The following is an 18,331-nucleotide window of genomic DNA, read 5'->3' as shown; positions in this document are numbered from 1 at the left end:
GTTTCTGCTTTTGGACGCATGGCTACTAATAACTTTGACAAAAAATTTAATTACAACCGTATAACCGATGCCCCAAAACCTACTGATACCCTCATAAATGACGTCTACATAGAACGAAATCAACGAGGTATCATTACCCGTATCAGCGATGGCAAATCACCCCTCATGCTTGGCAGCATTCCATCACAAGAAACCAATATACAAAAACTCAGAGACGAATTCGGACTGTCGGACGTTGCTATTATTAAGGTCTATACCCTGAACCGCCCTTTTGAGCGTAATTGGTCCGGGCTTGCCAAACTTGTTAAAAATAATCCCAAAAAACTCAAAGCTTTCACCTATGTAACTACCGACTCTGGGCCACCAGCATTCATCGACTTGGTAAAAGCAGTATATGACCTTGAACACCGTGATGCCACACCGCATACACTCGCCTATGTGCATTGCAAAGCTGGCAAGGGCCGCAGTGCGGTAACGGTTGCTGCTTACCTGGCACACCTGGGTAACAAAGCCGGCATAACCTTAACGCCACAAGAAATTAAGCAGTTCCTTGTCTCTAAAAGACCCGTGGTGAGGTTTAACGACTACCACCAAAAAGGGCTTGAGCAATTCTGCGAAGAACTACAAAAAGCAGGAAGCCTTGAGGCTTTGTGCACAGAATATCCAGAGGCATTACTATAACACAAGAGAACCTCATAAAGATCTTTGCATCCCTATTATTTTTTTCTGTCATCGCGTATGCTGCTTTTTAGAATCATTATTAAGTAAAAAAAAGCAGGTATCATGAAAAAGCTTCCCATAGGCATACAAACATTTGCCAAGCTTATCGAACAAGATTGTGTGTATGTTGATAAAACAGAACAGATATACCATCTTATTACGACCGGCTCATATTATTTTTTGTCACGCCCACGGCGTTTTGGAAAATCACTCCTGATTTCTACCCTCAAAGAAATTTTTCTCGGCAATCAAAAACTATTCAAGAATCTATGGATTGGCAAAACTAATCAAAAATTTGCATGGGATAACCATGTCGTCATTCATATTGATTTTTCAAGCTTACCACATGCTACACCGCAAGAATTGCGCGACAGCTTAATACGGCGCATGGCAAATATTGCCCAAGAACATGGCTTGCCAACCCTGGCAAAAGAAAGTCCCGAAGAAGCGCTGCAAGACCTTGTTACTCAACTAGCTCAACACAGCAAAGTAGTAATGCTCGTCGATGAATACGACTATCCGATCCTTACTCATTTGCACGAAAAAGTAACAGCCAAAGCACAACAAGCAATACTAAAAAGTTTTTATACAACCATAAAAAGTTTAGATGCTTACCTCCAGTTTGTCTTTTTAACCGGTATTACCAAATTTTCTAAAACATCCATTTTCTCTGGCCTCAATAACTTAAAAGATATCAGTAACACTCCACAAGGCGCCTCGTTATTAGGCTACACTGACGATGAAATCGTCTTATTTTTTGAACCACATATCACCGCGATTGCTCAGGAACAACAAATACCTTTTGCGGATATCGTACAACAAATAAAAATCTGGTATGACGGCTATCGCTTTTCATCAAAAAATATTCTCGTGTACAATCCCTTTTCTGTGCTTCTCTACCTTGATAGCGGCATTTTTGAAAACTATTGGTTCGAGACAGGCACGCCATCATTTTTAGTGGCTATGTTGCGTGATAAATATAAATCGATTGAAAATATTGCAACAGGTAAAATCGGCGTTAGCTCATTGGGCACCTTTAATATCGAAAGTATACCTCTGGTAACCCTACTCTTTCAAACAGGGTATCTCACCATTAAAGCTTTTGACGTTAATAGCAGAAAATACCGACTGGGCTTTCCTAACAAAGAGGTGGCAATCTCCTTTGAAAAGCATTTGATGTCAATCTTCACCTATCACGAGGAAACGGATGTAGATAACTACATCTTCAACATGCGAGATGCCCTCGATGGCAACGATCTAGAAACCTTCTTTGACTACTTAAAAACATTATTTGCGAATATCCCGTACCATTTACATATCAAACAAGAAAAATATTATCATTCTCTTTTCCAGTTTATGGGCAACCTGCTGGGGCTCGATGTACAATCTGAAGTAGCCACCGATAAAGGGCGCATTGACGTAACCATCATTACCAAAAAATATATTCACATTTTTGAATTTAAGTTTAATGCTTCAGCTAAGGTCGCTTTGGAACAGATTGAACAGAAAAAATATTACGAGAAATATCGTAATAAGAATAAGAAGATCATCATGGTTGGCGTTTCATTCAACCGCACTGATGACGACCTGGAACTTGAGTATATTACCAAAAACGTAATACTTAAATAATGCAAAAAAATCATTAGATCAGTACTAAATGCAAAGCTGTTTTAACACATATCCTGCCTCAATGCTGGAAGTGGTTTACACTTAGTACAAATTAGTACGAATTGCTCACTGAGCAACTGACTATGCCTTAACCCACATTGGTTCAAAATCCCCCATTTTCTTAGGCTAGCCCCCCCGGCCTTCACCTTAACCCCATAGAATGCCCCAAATATACCCCTAAAACCCATTTCCCGGGTTAAATGACCAGTTATATTGGCAAATAGCTCATCCCCTCTCCAGGGTAAAAATACCCCCTCCCCTAATTTTTAACTATAATCCATGAACTTTAAACATTTCAGATTGACATTTATTTTTTGATAAGTAGTATTGAATATATAATAAAACTTTAAAACATAGCTGTTCAAAATGAGAGGTTATTATGAACATAAAGAAACTAATTCTCACCGTATTGTTATTAGCAGGCTTAGCGCCTGAATCCCATGCTATGATGGCACGCTTGGCGGCCTTGAAGCCCGCACTAAGCTCACGTCTTGCTACCATGTCTTCGCTTTCAGCTCCGTCAGGCTACGCTACTAATCCGTCTTCGCTTTTCAGCTACGTCGGACTTCGAGCTTCCTCCTTCGCCAAGGCTACGGCGGACAGGACGGCGGACAAGCCTTCGGGCAGGCCTATGGCTACAACAATGGCACCCCGCTTTGCGACTACAAGCTGGCAACCTACGCAGGCAACAGCCCTCAAAACGTTTACTCCAATAACCAACATGCCAACAACGTACAAACCATTATTGCCAACCTTTGCCCCCTACTTCGCTGACCCGTTCTCTGAAGCCTTGGCGAAGGAGAAAGCTTCGAAGGGCAGGCATAATTCGACATTTAAAAGCAATACACCATCACGCTTATTTACGACTAAACAAGAAGAAAAAGACAAAAAATCAAATGACGATGGTAAAAAAGAACAACAGCCTAAGAGCAAATACCGATTCGGCTCACTCGCTGGGATATTGGGTGCAACCATTCTGTACGGCCTTAACAGCGATGTAGCATATGCATCTGATGGCACACAAGATACGCCACCGGCTTCTATGTGGGAAGCAATAACCAAAGGCTATTGTATGCCACGACATATGATGATCGAATCTTTTGTCGAAGATTGCGAGAAACTTGCCCATAAAAATAATGATATTCCAAAACATGTGAAAAACGATACCACCGTCCGCATAGCAACGTATAACGTGCACAGTTGGTACGACGCGTATAATAAAAGGAATTTTGGTAACATTATGCAGGTAATAGAAGATATTAATGCCGACATTCTGGTACTCCAGGAAGTTTCGGTTTTTGATTGGTCACGTATTGAAAAATCATTCAAACGACTTGGTTATATTTGTACATGGTCAGGATTTGCAAAAGCAGCAGACCATGGCGGACATCCTTTTGGTAACATGATTGTTTCCAAATATCCTCTGACTAAAAAACCAGTCATAAAAACATTTGATGCTGATAAAAAATGTCAGGGTGAGCAACGTTGCTATGTTAACGTTACCGCCAAGCTACCACAGAATAAACAAGTCACGCTTTATGGTACCCACTTTGATGTGTATGACGAAACCGAAAACCGACGAGAACTAGAAGTTAAGGAACTGGTGGACACCATCGTTCAACAACCTGGAGCTTGCATGATTGCCGCCGATTGCAATGCCGTACGTTCTAGAGATTACCAATGGACGATTCCCCATAACACTTTTGGCAATGCAAAAGTATGGGATTTGCTCAATGCATCAAATCAACAAAGAACTGGCATGGAAACACAAACCAAAGCGTTAGCAACATTAGAAAACAATGAATTTCAGGATTGTTTTACTAAAAACAAACAACAATGCCCCAAGTTCACCGTATGGAGTGGTACCGCCGTTGACTTTATGTATCTCGATAAAAAATGGGATCTACCAATCGCCGGATGCCACACGTATTACAGCTCGGCAAGCGACCATTTACCGGTCATTATGGATGTAAAAGTTAAAGAATAAAAATATAAGGTTATTAAAAAACGAGGTTATCATGAACGTTAAGAAACTAGTTATCACCCTATTATTGTTAACAAATATAGCGCCTGAATCGCATGCCATGATGACACGCTTGGCGGCGTTGAGACCAACGCTGAGCTCACGTTTTGCTACAACAAACATGGCTTCAATGAAGCCATCAGTTAACTGGCAATCAATGTCGACGACGAGTTACAAAAACTTTATGCCCACAAGTTCTTCCTTCGCAAACACGCACAAACCATTATTGCCAACCTTTGCCAACAATGCAGTATCTCGCCCATTCACCACCAAAAAGGATGACCAAAACAATAAATCAAATAACAGGTTTTGGTATTTAGGTGGCATACTCGGCGCCGGTCTTTTTGCCGGCCTTAATAATAAAACTGTTGCTCATGCGCAAGGACAAGAAGACAGTCTCCCCGCTACCGTCAAGATTGAATTTAACAAAAAAAGTCTCATTACCTATCGCAACGATAAAAAGCTACAACAAAAATTTATTGATTACGCTACGAGCCATATGACAACCAAAGATGCTCAAGAGATTGAAGCAATTGTCCATATCATACAAAACGACAATCAATACCATGCAGCCATAACGTTATTATCAGCTGCTATTAACAAAAGACAATTGCCGCTTATACATGAAAACATTGTACAAGCCCTCAAAAAGTTTGAGCTACCACTCATCGATTTTACTCTAAAAAACTTCAGCACAACATCAGTTGCCACCATGGAATGGTGTTATGATCTACTGGAAAAAGAACAGGCTAGACTCATAATCGCACTCAGAAGCCTGCCACACCTTGAAAGAAAACCATTAAAACAATCAATTACCATAACAAAAATGCAAAAACAGCAATTTCAAGATTTAGCAGAAGCAGACACACGATTCCAAAGAAATCCCCAAGAAAACATTTTGGACTTTTTAATACAAGATAACACCAACAAGCTCACCCCGGAGCAGGAAGCCGATGCAAAACTTGCTGAATACGAAAACGAAACAAGCTTGAAAAAGTTTGTTTCCCGAGTAGCACGAAACGATAGACCATTTTTCATGAATAAATACATACAATGCACCACCACTAATCATGATGCCATTCCTACCGATAAGCATATTTGCGCAAACAGCGGCGTTGTTGCTCAAATGCTCTTGCATTACCCAAAGCCAGCAAGAGACCCCAATGTGCTTAATGCTTTTAAAAGAATTCAAAAAATAGAAAGACAAGAAGCCGCAAAAGGCAATGTTACTCTTATTCACAATCAAGGATCTTCAAGGGAACCAGGATATTCATGGGATTACTTATCTCAGATTCAAGGAATGGCCTATAACTTGTCAGTTCCTGAAAATGAACGGATTGGCGAAAATAAACGTATTCTGCGTTTTGATAATGCAAAAACTAAATGGACTCACAGTAAAGACGATGGCATCTACGCAAACGCCTCTTTATTTGGTAATTCAGGAACCTTCTCCTACTGCACAGCACAGATGTTTATGGACGGATTTGATTGGAGCGAAGGAAAGAGCAAACAGTATTCAACAGAATCTCTTTTTAATAATTTTGATCTCACCATGTACAATCAAAAGTATAACAATCAGGAGTATCGCGAAACGTTACAAAAAAACAAAACGCTGCTTGCACAATGTTACAAAGAACACAAAAACGAGTTCGATGCACTTGCACAACTCCATAACGAAGCTAACCCCAATAACTATGGTCACATGCTTGTTTTTTCATTACCTGCCAAGTGGGCTGGCAAAGTATTCCCCACCGATTGGAATGCACGCTTAGAACCAGTTTGGGTAAACAATAAAAAAACAGTTAACTTTCAAAAAATTCGCTCAACACTCTGTACTGACCCATCACAAATTAAAAACTCGAATGACCATCAGTTTTATATGCTTCTTGATGAAGACACCAAGAATCCTGTAAAGGGTCCTGATATCTTTCCCGTACATGCCTATATTCCTGAGAAGCACAAACAATTTGTGAAAGCGCGAGATACGTTATTTACAAAGCTTGATCAAAAGATGAAAGCAGCAAAAAATACATAAAATTGTTATTAAACGTTGCCTGCGCCAAGGTAGCTGTCCCCAATTGTCGCGAATCAAAAATAACAATAACTGGATACTGCGTAACATACGTAAGCAATGCCGGCATTACATCTCTTGAAATCATAAAATCCCCCTTTTCTATGGTTAAAAACAAGCATCTTTGTAAATTGTAAATCAAATTACCAATTTACAAAGATACCAAAATAATGCTGTATTGTGCCCGCGGCGAATGCACCCCTTTTCCTTTGCTATCCCAGCAAAAACAACCCTTTTCCCTTTTTTATTTACAACCAACCATTAATTATACCAAGATATAGTATGGGGATAAAAATTCACGTGTTGAATTTATACGGGGAAATTGGGGGGAATGGGGATGAAACGTCAATTAAAGTGGCTGTTAAGCCTTGGTCTTTATACTGCTCTCTTACTAAGTTTAAGTTCACCAATCAGCCTACAGGCAATGAGCGATGACGACTGGTCAATCGCACTTGATAAAGAACCACCTGCACAACCACCTGCACCTACATCAACGCAACCTATAATAGAACCAAGCGCATCAAAACCGTCATCTTCAACAACACCTAGCAGTGATGATGATGATTGGATTCTCACTTTTGATGAACCCGTTGATGAACCGCCGGTATTACCAAAGAAAAAAACTTCTGGAGCCGCAGCAGCAAAAGAGCCAGAAGAACTGAGTATCTCTCTTGAAATTCCTGTATTGGGAACCCTTGAACTTTCTTTATTTGAAGAAAAAGATAAAGCAGGAAAAACAGTATCTGGTTTCAAAACCTACTTACCAAAAAGAAATTCTGATTTAGCACTTGGGCCACTAGTCCTTAATGATGGTGAAATGAGACTGGTAGAGGATAACCTCGGGTACACAGCTCATGCAACATTATTTGGCAAAAAAGGTAGCGTCTACCTAAAATCTGGACCTGGAACAACAACAGAAGAGCCCCCTGCAACAGAAACTACTCCCGCTGATCCAAAAAAACCTAAGAAAAAAGTCTATACCAAAGTTACCTTCGGTATCTCGTTCACCAACAAACCTACACTCGAATTAATCCCCGGCAAAACAGCCACCATAAATTCGGTTGACCTAGTACTCGAAAAAAAACAACCAACTAAGTTGGTCATGACCACCAAAATGCTCAAACAAGATGTAATAATCGTACTTGAGATTGGCAAAGGTTTTACTAACGCATGGACAGAACTCAAAGATGTCGACCTTGTGGATATCATTGCACCAATCAGAGGCACACCGCTTGAAAAAGGTAAACTCTCATCATTCAAATTGATGATTAAAAACTTTACTGCCAAAAAAGAGTTGCGCCCTGAACGCCCACGTACGTTACTCATTAGCGGTAAAGCTAACCTTGCAGGCGTTGCAAGTTTAGACGACATTCAAGAATTACAAGACCAAGACATCGCCATTAACGGTACCTTTACTTCAAAAGGTGAAAAATCTCTCAAGGCAGAAGCCAAAAAATTAACACTACCTATTGGTACCATCGACAGTGCCATTATCAGTGCTGATCTGGCCAAAGGTAAAAAAAGCTTTACCCTTGGCGGCGCGGGCAAAATCGACTTCCCCGAAATCGGCACCCTCAATACAGAAATTTCCGCCACCATTGATCAAAAAGGCATTGTGTTTTCGAGCGGCATCAAACAAGATATTGAATTTGCTGGTATTGATATTAAAAGTATTACCCTTAAATTCTCTAGCGCAGACAAAAGCCTCTCCTTAATCGGCGCAGCCGACATCAAAGGTTACAAAACCACGATTACGTTGAGCAAAGGAAAAGATGGCAAAGTTGTAGCACAAGCGGCACTTCTAGAAAAAGAAATCAAACCATTTGCATCACTCAACGTGCCCTATGTTGAAGATATTGCATTAAAAGATCCGACCTTCTCGTTTGAAAAAAATAAAGAAGGATATGAAATACACCTGAACTGCACACTGACGCTTTTTGGCGTGCCGCTCAAAGGTGAATTTGATGCCACGAGCAAAGGCGCTAAAGTTCTTAAAGTTAAAGCACCGGTAAATTGGAAATTATCTGACGGCGTTAGCGGCTTGAAAGGCACGCTCTTTGATGATATCAAGCTTGACGACCTCAGCTTCATCTTCAGTAGCGCTGATTATCACGATACCGAGCAAGATCATACCTTTAGAAAAGGTTTCAACTTTGTATCCAAAACAACCTTGAGTGGTCAACTCGCTCCCGCTGGTAAATTTGCTGGCAAAGAAGGCACTACTATATCACTCATCGGTTACATAGCTGCCAACCCTATCGAGTCACGCTTTACCGCACAAATTGGCGGCGCTGGTATTAAACTCTCTGATAAGGGCACCTTAGGAAGTCTCGAATTAGAAATTGCCGGTAACCCCGTACCATCATTTGCCTTGTTAACGACCTTTATAGTAAAGCCAAGCCCTTATGATGATCCACTCAACCTGACGGTTCGCATATCATTCTCTGCAGCTGCAGACTTTAGCATAGCTGGCACCATGCTCGGATTCTGGAAAAATCCGTTTGGCATCAGTGGACTCGAGCTTGGAAATGTTGCTGCTGAAGTTGACGCTAACCTACTTACGGTGTTTGAATTGGGACCAAAAAGTTTTGGTGTTGGCGGCGAAATTGTCGTCGGCAAAAAACAAATTGCCCTGTATGTGAAACTACCTCTTGCTGGTGGAGGGAATGATTTTGTCCTCTATGGAGAGTTAAAAAACAAAGCCTGTGACCCAAAAACAGAAAAATGCACTAACGAACCAAAACAAACGTGCCCTCCTTTGGAAAAAGACCAGGCAGAACTCACCCTTGGTGATATCATTCAATACGCAACAAAAACGATAGGGCACGAAGTCAACGGCGACAAACTACCGCGCATTGGCATCAGAGATGTTAAAATTTACATTGTGCCCAACACAACTTCTATTGGCGAACTGATTTTTGAACGTGGTTTCACCTTGCGCGGCGGTATATTCTTCCCCGGTTTTGAAGCGTACGGTAACATTAATGCGTCACAAGACGGCCTGATAGCTGAAGCCTATTGTACACCGGTTCATCTCGGGCCGTTGGAAATTACGCAATCTGATATGGAAGTAGATGGCAGCTGTAGTGTTGATATGAAAGTGTCTGCCTGTGACCTCAGCACCAACCCAACAGCGCCGGTAAAACACAAGGAAGGAACCAAAAATCCACGTGCTTGTATTCCAGCACGCTTTGCTGGTGGTCCACTCATGAGCATGACGTTAGCACTGGCAAAACAACAGCTTTTCATTTCTGGTAAAATAAAACTTGGTGAAGTTTTTGAAACACAATCATGCATGGATATTAGCAGCGATGGCGTTGCCTTCGACTTCATAACTGCATTGGGTAAAGCACAATACAAAAAACAAGGCCAACCAGATAAACCTCTTCTTGCCGTTCGCCTGAAAGGTAAATCGGAAGGAAACATAACGAGTTCTGATTTTGATTTTAAAGTAGACGCTTGCTTTCAACAATACTTATTACAATACTTACGTGATCAAGTAGAAGTCGGTATTGACCAAGCGCAAAAAGAAGTCAAAAAAGCACTCGAGGCCGCAGAAAAAGAAGTGAGAGAACAAACCGAAAAAGCACAAGCACAAGTGCAAGCCGGCATCGCAACAGCTCAAGCAAAAGTAGATGACGCTAAAAAGTCACTGAGTGCCATCGATGATGCTATTAAAAAAGAAAAAGATGCTATAGAAAAAGCACAAGCTGATGTTAATAGCGCGACTGATACGCTTAACAACATAGATTGTAAACTAGCTGGTTTCACGCAACAGCTTGGCGATGTTTTCACCAAAAAACTGGTAGCTCAAGGAATTCTTGAGGGTGCAAAACAAGCTTCAACTGGAACACTCTTGGCTTCTAAATCAGCCGCTCAAGGAGCATTGGATGCAGCAAATAAAACCTTAGATGCTGCCGAGCAAACTGCCGTTGGCACAATAGAAGTTGGCAAACAAGCAGGCACCGGCGTATTAATTGGTACCAAAGTTGCAACAGTAGGCATGCTCGAAGGTGCAAAACAATTCATTAACAGAGGCGTATTAGGGCTGGTTGATGTACAAAAAATCCGCTATTCCGGTAGCCTCAAACAAATTGAAAAGGGAATACTGGGCAATGTGGAATTAAGCTTAGTCTTAGTCGGTCAAAGTATGTCAATGAAAATGGACATCGACATCACCGACCCATTTAAAAATATAGAAGCTATTGCAAAAACAATAACCAATACAATAGTCGAAAGCTTTATAAAATAAATTATCGTTGCGGGCTCCTCACGGGGCCCACAACTCACTCCTTGCTGTTCCTCGATAAAAGACTTACACTTTTAGGAAAAACCCTGAAGGTCGTATATCAATGACACTGCTCAACATCTTATTGACCATATTCTTTTCAATCTTTTCCACCGCAATATTAAGCTACATTTCTATGGCTGTTATGATCGGGCCTTGGATACACTCAGTGATTGTAATATTGTGTTCCTTAATTTTTGCGCTGCTTGGCTCAAAAATTGCACAGACCAATCGCATTCAATCGATAGCATTGATTACCGCAGGTTCTTCGATTGGCGGCATTTTGGCAACCGGCTGCGGCTTTGCATTCCCCACACTCTATTTTTTGAACCCAACATTATTTAATGCATGGCTTGCAACACCCTATTACTTTGTGGCCATCATGGCGGGGTTAACTTTTTCTGCAGGAGCACTCGGATTGTTCATCGCTAATATTTTTGAACATAAACTCCTCAATGTTGATAAGTTACCATTCGCGGTTGGAGAAGTGTCCTACAAATTAGCATCGATACAAGAAAATCTTTTCCAAGCATATCAACTCATTGCTGGATCTATTGCGAGTGCAGCCTACAGCATCGGCTTGATTCTGACTCATGCAGCACAACGGTTTACGTTATTCACAGAATTTTCTTTTAAAGGCATTCAGATACCCACTATTAATATACCACTCAATGAATTTCCGCTCTTACTTTCCATTGGCTTTATTGCAGGTACCATGTTGATTGTACCATTGAGCATTGGCATTGTTTCCAAAATATTACTCATGACGCCAGCGCATACGCACTTTTTTTCATACTTAAGTTACAATGATTTTTCGTTTGCGTTTATCAGTGGCATGGTTGTGCACGGCGCATTCATGAGCATGCTTGAATTACCAAAATTTTTTAAAGGTGTATTTAAGAGGCTAACCGCATCGTCGAGCAATGAATCAACGCCAAGTTCATCAACCTATACAAAGTATCTCACCTGGCAAACAGCAGCAACATTCTGCGTGATTATTGCATTCTTAACCTGGTTTAAATTTAGTTTCATGTTGCAACTCTATTTGATTCCGTTCACCATGCTGTGCAGCTACCAACTCCTGGTGATCGGTGGCGAATTGAGCCTTGCACCGGTAGCACGCTTTGCAACATTCGTTATGATGCCAGCACTGTTTATTTTTAATCCCGATTACATTCAACTCACGCTTATCTCAACCTTTGTGGAAGTGTGTGGTGGCGTTGCCGTGGATATATTATTTGGTAGAAAGTTAGGACAGTTGAGTTCGGTCAGCACAAAACAGATTAAACAATTTCAATGGCTTGGCCTCACGGTGAGCGCATTATCAGTCGGCGTAATATTTTGGTTGCTCATCACCAAGCTTGGTCTTGGATCAGCATCGTTGATTGCGCAACGCAGTCAAACACGCGCACTCACGATACAATTCCAGAACTTTGATTTTTATGCCATGATTTTTGGTGCACTGTTTGGCGCGATATTAAAAGATTTTAAAGTAAGTCCGATTATGGTGCTTGGTGGCATTCTCATGCCGCTCGAATGGGCACTGTTGCTCGTCATTGGTGGCACCGCCGCATCGTTGTGCAAAAAACCTGAAGAGTACCACCCGTTCTGGTCTGGTGTATTTGCAGTCAATTCTATTGTGACAATACTACGAGCTATATTTTAATAGACTTTTTACTTATTGCTCAATAACATGAAATGAAAAAAATAGTTTAAAAAAAGAGAATGCCACAAGCAATTGCAGGCACTGTGGCATTCATAAATAAAGGCTATGTATATGAAGAAAAAGAGTAATATAAAATCGAGCGATAATCTAGTTCTAAAAAACTATGTTCAATTTTTAGAACATATAAAAGAAGATATCCTACAAACACAACTTCGTGCTGCTCAGTCAGTTACCAAAGAACTTATCTTATTATATTGGCGTATTGGAAAAGTACTTTCTGATAAAACACAATCAGAAGGTTGGGGTGCAAAAATCGTAGAAAAATTTGCACATGATCTTGGAACAGCATTTCCTGGAATTACAGGATTTTCAAGAACTAATATATACAGAATGATTGCATTTTATGAAGCTTATTCTATTTGTCCCACAGCTGTGGGACAAATAGAGCATAATCCCTTATTAAACATTCCATGGGGGCATAATGCAGTGCTTTTAGAAAAGCTGCAAAAAAACGAACAAAGACTTTGGTATGCTCAACAATCAATTGAAAATGGTTGGAGTAGAAGTGTGCTCACCATGTGGATAGAATCTGATTTGTATAAACGACAAGGCAAAGCTATAACCAATTTTAAGGCTGCTTTACCCAAACCTAATTCAGATCTAGCCGAGCAAACACTTAAAGATCCGTATAACTTCGATTTTCTAAGCATGAGCAAAGAAGCAATGGAGCAAGAAATTGAACATGGACTCATGGCACACATACAAAAATTCTTGTTAGAACTAGGGCAAGGATTTTCTTTTGTTGGTAGACAGCAGCACTTAATGGCTGGCACAAAAGATCTGTATGTTGATATGCTTTTTTACCACTTGCAGCTTAGATGCTTTGTAGTTGTTGAATTAAAAGCCAGAGAGTTTGAAGCCAAAGATTTAGCTCAAATCAATTTGTATTTAGCCGCGGTTGATAACCTGTTAAAACATCCAAGCGATCAACCAACAATTGGATTACTACTTTGCCAATCAAAAGATAACGTTATGGCAGAATGGGCTTTAAGTGGCATGAATAAGCCAATTGGGATAGCAAACTATACAACCAAGCTCGTCGAATCATTACCAAAAAAATTTAAGGGCAAACTTCCTACTATCGAAGAAATAGAAGCTGAACTTAAAAAACAAAAAGATATACCAGCGCTAGAAGAAAAAGTTGCCAAAAAAGCTAAAATTAAAAAAGTTTCTAAGAAAAAGAAATAATTCAGCTGTAAATGCGGCCCAAGAAAAAAACTCAATCACCCTTAATAACCGCAAGCGGTAGAACTCGTGCAACCTTGCGCGCCAACTTGGCCCCATCAACAACACTCACTACCGTATCTATATCTTTATAGGCAACAGGTGCTTCTTCAGCAAGGCCAGGGTCCGAGTTAGAACGAATCATAATCCCCGCTTGTTCCAGCTCTTTACGCAATTGCGCACCATGCACCGTATGTTTTGCCTGTGTTCTGGACATCTTACGCCCGGCGCCATGGCACGATGAGCCGAATGAAGCGTCCATACCTTCTTGCGTGCCAACCAACACGTAGGACGAAGTACCCATGGTTCCTGGAATGAGTACCGGTTGGCCAACATTTCGATATAACGCTGGCAGTTCTGGTCTGCCAGGCCCAAACGCACGCGTTGCACCTTTACGATGCATGACGACATCAACGAGCTTATCGTCAATCATGTGCGTTTCTAGTTTGCCAATGTTATGAGAGACATCGTAGACGGTGCGTACTTGAATGCTTTGCCCAACAACTTCGTGGAATGCCTCGCGAACCCAATGCCCAATCATATGACGATTGGCCCATGCAAAATTGGCTGCGGCTGACATTGCAGCAAAATATTCCTGCCCTTCTTTTGAGGTAAATGGTGCACACACTAATTCACGATCGGGCAACACATAACCCCATTGATTGACCTTGTGCATCATAGTGCGAACATAATCGGTGCAAGTCTGATGCCCCAGCCCACGCGAACCGCAGTGAATCATGACCGTAACCTGATTTTTTTCTAAACCAAAAACACGCGCAACATTTTCATCAAAAATTTCATCAACTTTTTGTATTTCAAGAAAATGATTACCCGACCCAAGCGTGCCCAGCTGATCGGCTCCTCGTTTTTTTGCTTGTTCAGAAACCATTGATGGATCAGCGTTATCCAAACGCCCACGCTCTTCGCAAAATTCCAAATCGCCTTCATTACCGTAGCCGAGCTTGAGCATATGCTGTGCGCCATCGCGTAAAATTTTATCCAACGCACCCGCTTTAAAATCAAGCTTGCCGCCTTTGCCAACACCTGATGGTACTTTGTGAAAAATGCGCGTTGCTAGTTCACTAAGATAAGGCGCCAACTCATCGGCGCTCATATTCACGGCCAACAATCGCACGCCACAATTGATGTCGTAGCCAATGCCTCCCGGAGAAATAACGCCACCTTGATTAATTGCCGTTGCTGCAACCCCGCCGATAGGAAACCCATACCCTTGGTGCATATCAGGCATGGCGAATGCATATTTTTGTATGCCCGGCAATGTTGCAACATTCACCAGTTGCTCGAGCGAGCGGTCACCTTTAATGTCGGCAAACATCTGTGCATTCATAAAGATGCGGGCTGGAACACGCATATCTGACCGGAATGACTTGGGGATTTCGTAGATATTTTCATCAATCTTAATTAAATCTTTAAGCGAAAATTCGTGAGCCATTAATACTTCCTTTTTTTATCCCCAGAAAACCCCACGTCTTTTCAAGACTGGGGATGAATGGGCTAAAGCCCTTTTTCCGGGGTCCCCTAAACCACTGCTTAAAAGCCGTGTGTGGGGTTAATTAAATATCAAATACAATGATCGCCTGCCATGCACCATTAATCTGCTTGATTTCTAAATCGTGATAGGTCACGGCTTTAATTTCCACCACTTCAAAGCCAGTGATCTTAACGCCATGCAAGGAAGCCTTGATGAACGTTGGTGTTAGCTGTTCGATGACAACATCTAAATAGGCCTCATTATGCACATCAGAAAGATATAAAGCATGCGATAGAAAATCAACGAGCAACGATTCATAATCAAGAGATTCAACCTCTACGCTGTGGTGTTGCGGCAACTGCATGCACACCAACCTGCCATCACGCACAACACAGTCGGGAGCTTGTGGGCCTACGGTCTGAAACATGCCTATCAAAGCATGCCTGAACAATTCTTCTAATGTGTCACCATAGACACGAATTTTTATGTCTGCTGTATGCGACAACGACTCAAAATCTTTAACCACAACTGTCCTTAAGTATTGTTGTTATTGAACATACGGTAATACAATACTTTAACCAAATCGACCGTAATAAAGTAAACAATAACAACACCTGCTATTATCAATAACTGTGTCAATTCTAAAGGAACGAAATGAAACACCCGTTGACCAAACTCAGTAAATGGCAAGACCAAAGACACAGCACCAACGCCAAGAGTCAATACAACCAAAGGTATTGAAGGCATTGATCCTCTAAAAAAAGCTCTTGTGGTGCGAATGGAAAAAATGAATACGAGCTCAGTGAACATACTTTCGATAAACCAACCCGTTTGCAATACAGCTGGTGCAACATGAAAAAACAATGCAAAAAAAATAATATCAAACAGCGACGTCGTGAGTGCCAAAACTGTCGAAACTACAGCCAGGCCACGAACATCGTATTTTGCGGGCCGTTTCAATTCATTTAAATCGGTTGAATCGGTCGCAATGGCAAGCATAGGCAAATCAGACAAAATATTATTCAATAATAATTGCACGGGAAGCATAGGTAAAAAATCAAGAATCAACGACGCAAATGCCAACGAATAAAAATTACTAAATGTCGTCGACAATATCGTACGAATATATTTGAGTATGTTAGAAAAAATTACCCTGCCTTCTTCAATACCTTCAATAACCACCAACAAGCTCTTTTTGAGTAATATGATATCGGATGCTTCGCGAGCGACATCCACCGCATCATTCACCGCCAAAGCAACATTAGCTACTTTGAGTGCTGGTGCATCGTTAATGCCATCGCCCATATAAGCAACTGATTTATCTTTTTGCAGTAACACAATAATTTCGTATTTTTGTTGCGGAGAAACACGGGCAAAGACTGACCGCGTGTTTACCAGCTCCTCTTTTTCTGCTGCTGATTTTTTGGCAAACTCATCGCCCGTCACTACTTCGTCTCGATGTTGAATCAAGCCAACTTGCTGAGCTATGGCACCACAGACTTCGCGCGTGTCACCACTCAATATTTTTATGGTAACCCCTAACGCGCGAGCCTTAGCAATTGCTTCTATAGAAGTTTTCTTTAACGGATCGCCAAATGCTATCATCCCCATAAAGTTTAAATCATGTTCCTGACCTACAAGATCGTAGGTGTTAGGGTCATCAACCTGCACTACTTTTTTTGCAACAACAAGCACACGCCGCCCTTGATGCCCTTGATCAACTATCCATTCCTGCATGCGTTGTTTTTCTTCTGTTGTTAATCCAATACACGATTCAAGAACTGTTTCTGGAGCACCGCGAACTATGAGTTCATACAACTCTTGCTGACGAACCAACACAATATTTCTAAGACGTGCTGGGTCAAAAGGGACTTCAGCCACGTGAGTATAGGCTTGCACAGCAACTTTTTCTTCTAGGGTAAGATTTGCATCCAACGCCAAATCAAAACCTTTAATAGTGACTAATTTTTTTTTTGGATGATGCACAACCAGATAGGCCCCAAGCACTGCCTCACGAGGATTGACACCATACACCGCTTCAACTTTTGAAACGTTTTCTGTCAAGGTTCCGGTTTTATCGGTACATAAAATCTCTATATTACCCAAATCGTCAATAGCAGAAAGTCGTTTGACAATAGTTTTGCGGTGCGCCAGACGAATCGCTCCCTGAGACAAGGCGAAAGTCATGACAATCGGCAATGCTTCGGGAATAATACTCAATGCCAAAGCACTCGCAAAAAGGAGCAGCTCAAGAAAATTAACCGAATGCCCCTTAACGATAAGATTGGCGCAAAACAAAATCAACAACGAAATGATCATGAGACGTATGACAAAGGTGCTAAAAAGAGCCAACCCTTTTTCAAAGCTACTCAACTGCACCGTATGAGCAGTTAAATCAACAATGTCACCCAAAGCACTATTTTTTCCTGTTGCAAAAACAATGCCCAGCGCCTTGCCACTCACCACGGTGGTGCCATAAAATCCGATATTGGATGCTTTGAAAATTTCATTAATGGATTCTGGCGATGGTTGGTTAGTTTTTGCAACGGGCACCGATTCTCCTGTTAAAACCGACTCATCAATCGTAACATTTTGAGCCTCTATAAAACGAAGATCTGCCGGAATAATATCACCGGGATACAAGACGACAATGTCGCCAGGCACCAGTTGATTGTGCGGCACATCAACCTCTTGGCCATGGCGCAACACCGTAACATGGGTAACAATCGATTGCTGTAGAAATTGGGATGCTTTGTGTGCGCGATACTCTTGAAAGAAACTAAAAAAGGTATTGATAAAAACAATACATAAAATTACTGACGCATCAAAATAACTCTGCAGAAAGAAATAGAGCACTGCTACGCCCAAGAGCAAATAAATAAAGGGCGATTTGAGCTGGCGCCATAAAATATCCGCCCAGCCAATTTCTCGCGTTTTTATTTCATTCAAACCGTAGACTGCTTGACGCTCAAGCACTTGCGCATCGGACAAACCATCATGCATCGATACGCCAAAATCTGTGGCAATATCTTCGATGGTTTTAGTCGTATATTCAGAGAAAAGAGCACTAAATTTATTCACACATAACTCCCATTAATAAAACAATAATCAATTTTTTA

Annotated in this window: 11 protein-coding genes; 7 read left to right on the top strand and 4 right to left on the bottom strand. The window is 41.3% G+C overall.

From position 1 onward, the window contains the following. The 4 genes from NTX86_03310 to NTX86_03295 all read left to right on the top strand — a co-directional run. The coding region (locus NTX86_03310) for a hypothetical protein (GenBank protein MCX5922330.1) at positions 1 to 681 on the top strand (681 nt) is incomplete at its 5' end. A 102-nt stretch (positions 682 to 783) separates the two neighbouring features. Then, a complete protein-coding gene (locus NTX86_03305) occupies positions 784 to 2,349 on the top strand; it encodes an AAA family ATPase (protein MCX5922329.1) in 1,566 nt (521 codons plus the stop codon). A gap of 418 nt (positions 2,350 to 2,767) precedes the next feature. Beyond that, a complete protein-coding gene (locus NTX86_03300) occupies positions 2,768 to 4,375 on the top strand; it encodes an endonuclease/exonuclease/phosphatase family protein (GenBank protein MCX5922328.1) in 1,608 nt (535 codons plus the stop codon). Positions 4,376 to 4,406: 31 nt separating this feature from the next. Then, complete coding sequence (locus tag NTX86_03295) at positions 4,407 to 6,446, top strand: hypothetical protein (protein MCX5922327.1); 2,040 nt, start codon at positions 4,407 to 4,409, stop codon at positions 6,444 to 6,446. Here NTX86_03295 and NTX86_03290 read toward each other — a convergent pair. After that, positions 6,403 to 6,570 (bottom strand): hypothetical protein, encoded by a 168-nt coding sequence (locus NTX86_03290; protein ID MCX5922326.1) that lies wholly within the window; start codon positions 6,568 to 6,570, stop codon positions 6,403 to 6,405. The two genes, NTX86_03295 and NTX86_03290, sit on opposite strands and share 44 nt — an antisense overlap. 249 nt (positions 6,571 to 6,819) lie before the next feature. On the opposite strand from NTX86_03290, the gene NTX86_03285 reads away from it, so the two are divergent. The 3 genes from NTX86_03285 (at position 6,820) to NTX86_03275 (ending at position 13,684) form a co-directional block, all read left to right on the top strand. Further along, positions 6,820 to 10,734, top strand: a complete 3,915-nt coding sequence (locus tag NTX86_03285) for a hypothetical protein (GenBank protein ID MCX5922325.1) — start codon at positions 6,820 to 6,822, stop codon at positions 10,732 to 10,734. Positions 10,735 to 10,834: 100 nt separating this feature from the next. Then, positions 10,835 to 12,436: a hypothetical protein gene (locus tag NTX86_03280; protein MCX5922324.1), complete on the top strand. Its 1,602-nt coding sequence runs from the start codon at positions 10,835 to 10,837 to the stop codon at positions 12,434 to 12,436. Between the two features lie 111 nt (positions 12,437 to 12,547). Then, positions 12,548 to 13,684 (top strand): PDDEXK nuclease domain-containing protein, encoded by a 1,137-nt coding sequence (locus tag NTX86_03275; protein MCX5922323.1) that lies wholly within the window; start codon positions 12,548 to 12,550, stop codon positions 13,682 to 13,684. A 31-nt stretch (positions 13,685 to 13,715) separates the two neighbouring features. On the opposite strand, the gene NTX86_03270 is transcribed toward NTX86_03275, so the two are convergent. The 3 genes from NTX86_03270 to NTX86_03260 form a co-directional block, all read right to left on the bottom strand. Then, entirely contained in the window at positions 13,716 to 15,173 is a 1,458-nt protein-coding gene (locus NTX86_03270; GenBank protein ID MCX5922322.1) for an RtcB family protein, read from the bottom strand. Positions 15,174 to 15,294: 121 nt separating this feature from the next. After that, a complete protein-coding gene (locus tag NTX86_03265) occupies positions 15,295 to 15,738 on the bottom strand; it encodes an archease (protein ID MCX5922321.1) in 444 nt (147 codons plus the stop codon). A gap of 8 nt (positions 15,739 to 15,746) precedes the next feature. Next, positions 15,747 to 18,293 (bottom strand): HAD-IC family P-type ATPase, encoded by a 2,547-nt coding sequence (locus tag NTX86_03260; GenBank protein ID MCX5922320.1) that lies wholly within the window; start codon positions 18,291 to 18,293, stop codon positions 15,747 to 15,749. Positions 18,294 to 18,331: the final 38 nt, after the last annotated feature.

The organism is Candidatus Dependentiae bacterium, assembly GCA_026389015.1.
Taxonomy (GTDB): domain Bacteria; phylum Babelota; class Babeliae; order Babelales; family Vermiphilaceae; genus JAPLIR01.
This window is presented reverse-complemented; position numbering and strand designations above follow the sequence as displayed.

Coding starts and splice junctions, on each gene's coding strand:
- NTX86_03300 (MCX5922328.1), top strand. CDS start 2,768: ATGAACATAAAGAAACTAATTCTCACCGTATTGTTATTAGCAGGCTTA.
- NTX86_03270 (MCX5922322.1), bottom strand. CDS start 15,173: ATGGCTCACGAATTTTCGCTTAAAGATTTAATTAAGATTGATGAAAAT.
- NTX86_03305 (MCX5922329.1), top strand. CDS start 784: ATGAAAAAGCTTCCCATAGGCATACAAACATTTGCCAAGCTTATCGAA.
- NTX86_03285 (MCX5922325.1), top strand. CDS start 6,820: ATGAAACGTCAATTAAAGTGGCTGTTAAGCCTTGGTCTTTATACTGCT.
- NTX86_03290 (MCX5922326.1), bottom strand. CDS start 6,570: ATGATTTCAAGAGATGTAATGCCGGCATTGCTTACGTATGTTACGCAG.
- NTX86_03280 (MCX5922324.1), top strand. CDS start 10,835: ATGACACTGCTCAACATCTTATTGACCATATTCTTTTCAATCTTTTCC.
- NTX86_03275 (MCX5922323.1), top strand. CDS start 12,548: ATGAAGAAAAAGAGTAATATAAAATCGAGCGATAATCTAGTTCTAAAA.
- NTX86_03295 (MCX5922327.1), top strand. CDS start 4,407: ATGAACGTTAAGAAACTAGTTATCACCCTATTATTGTTAACAAATATA.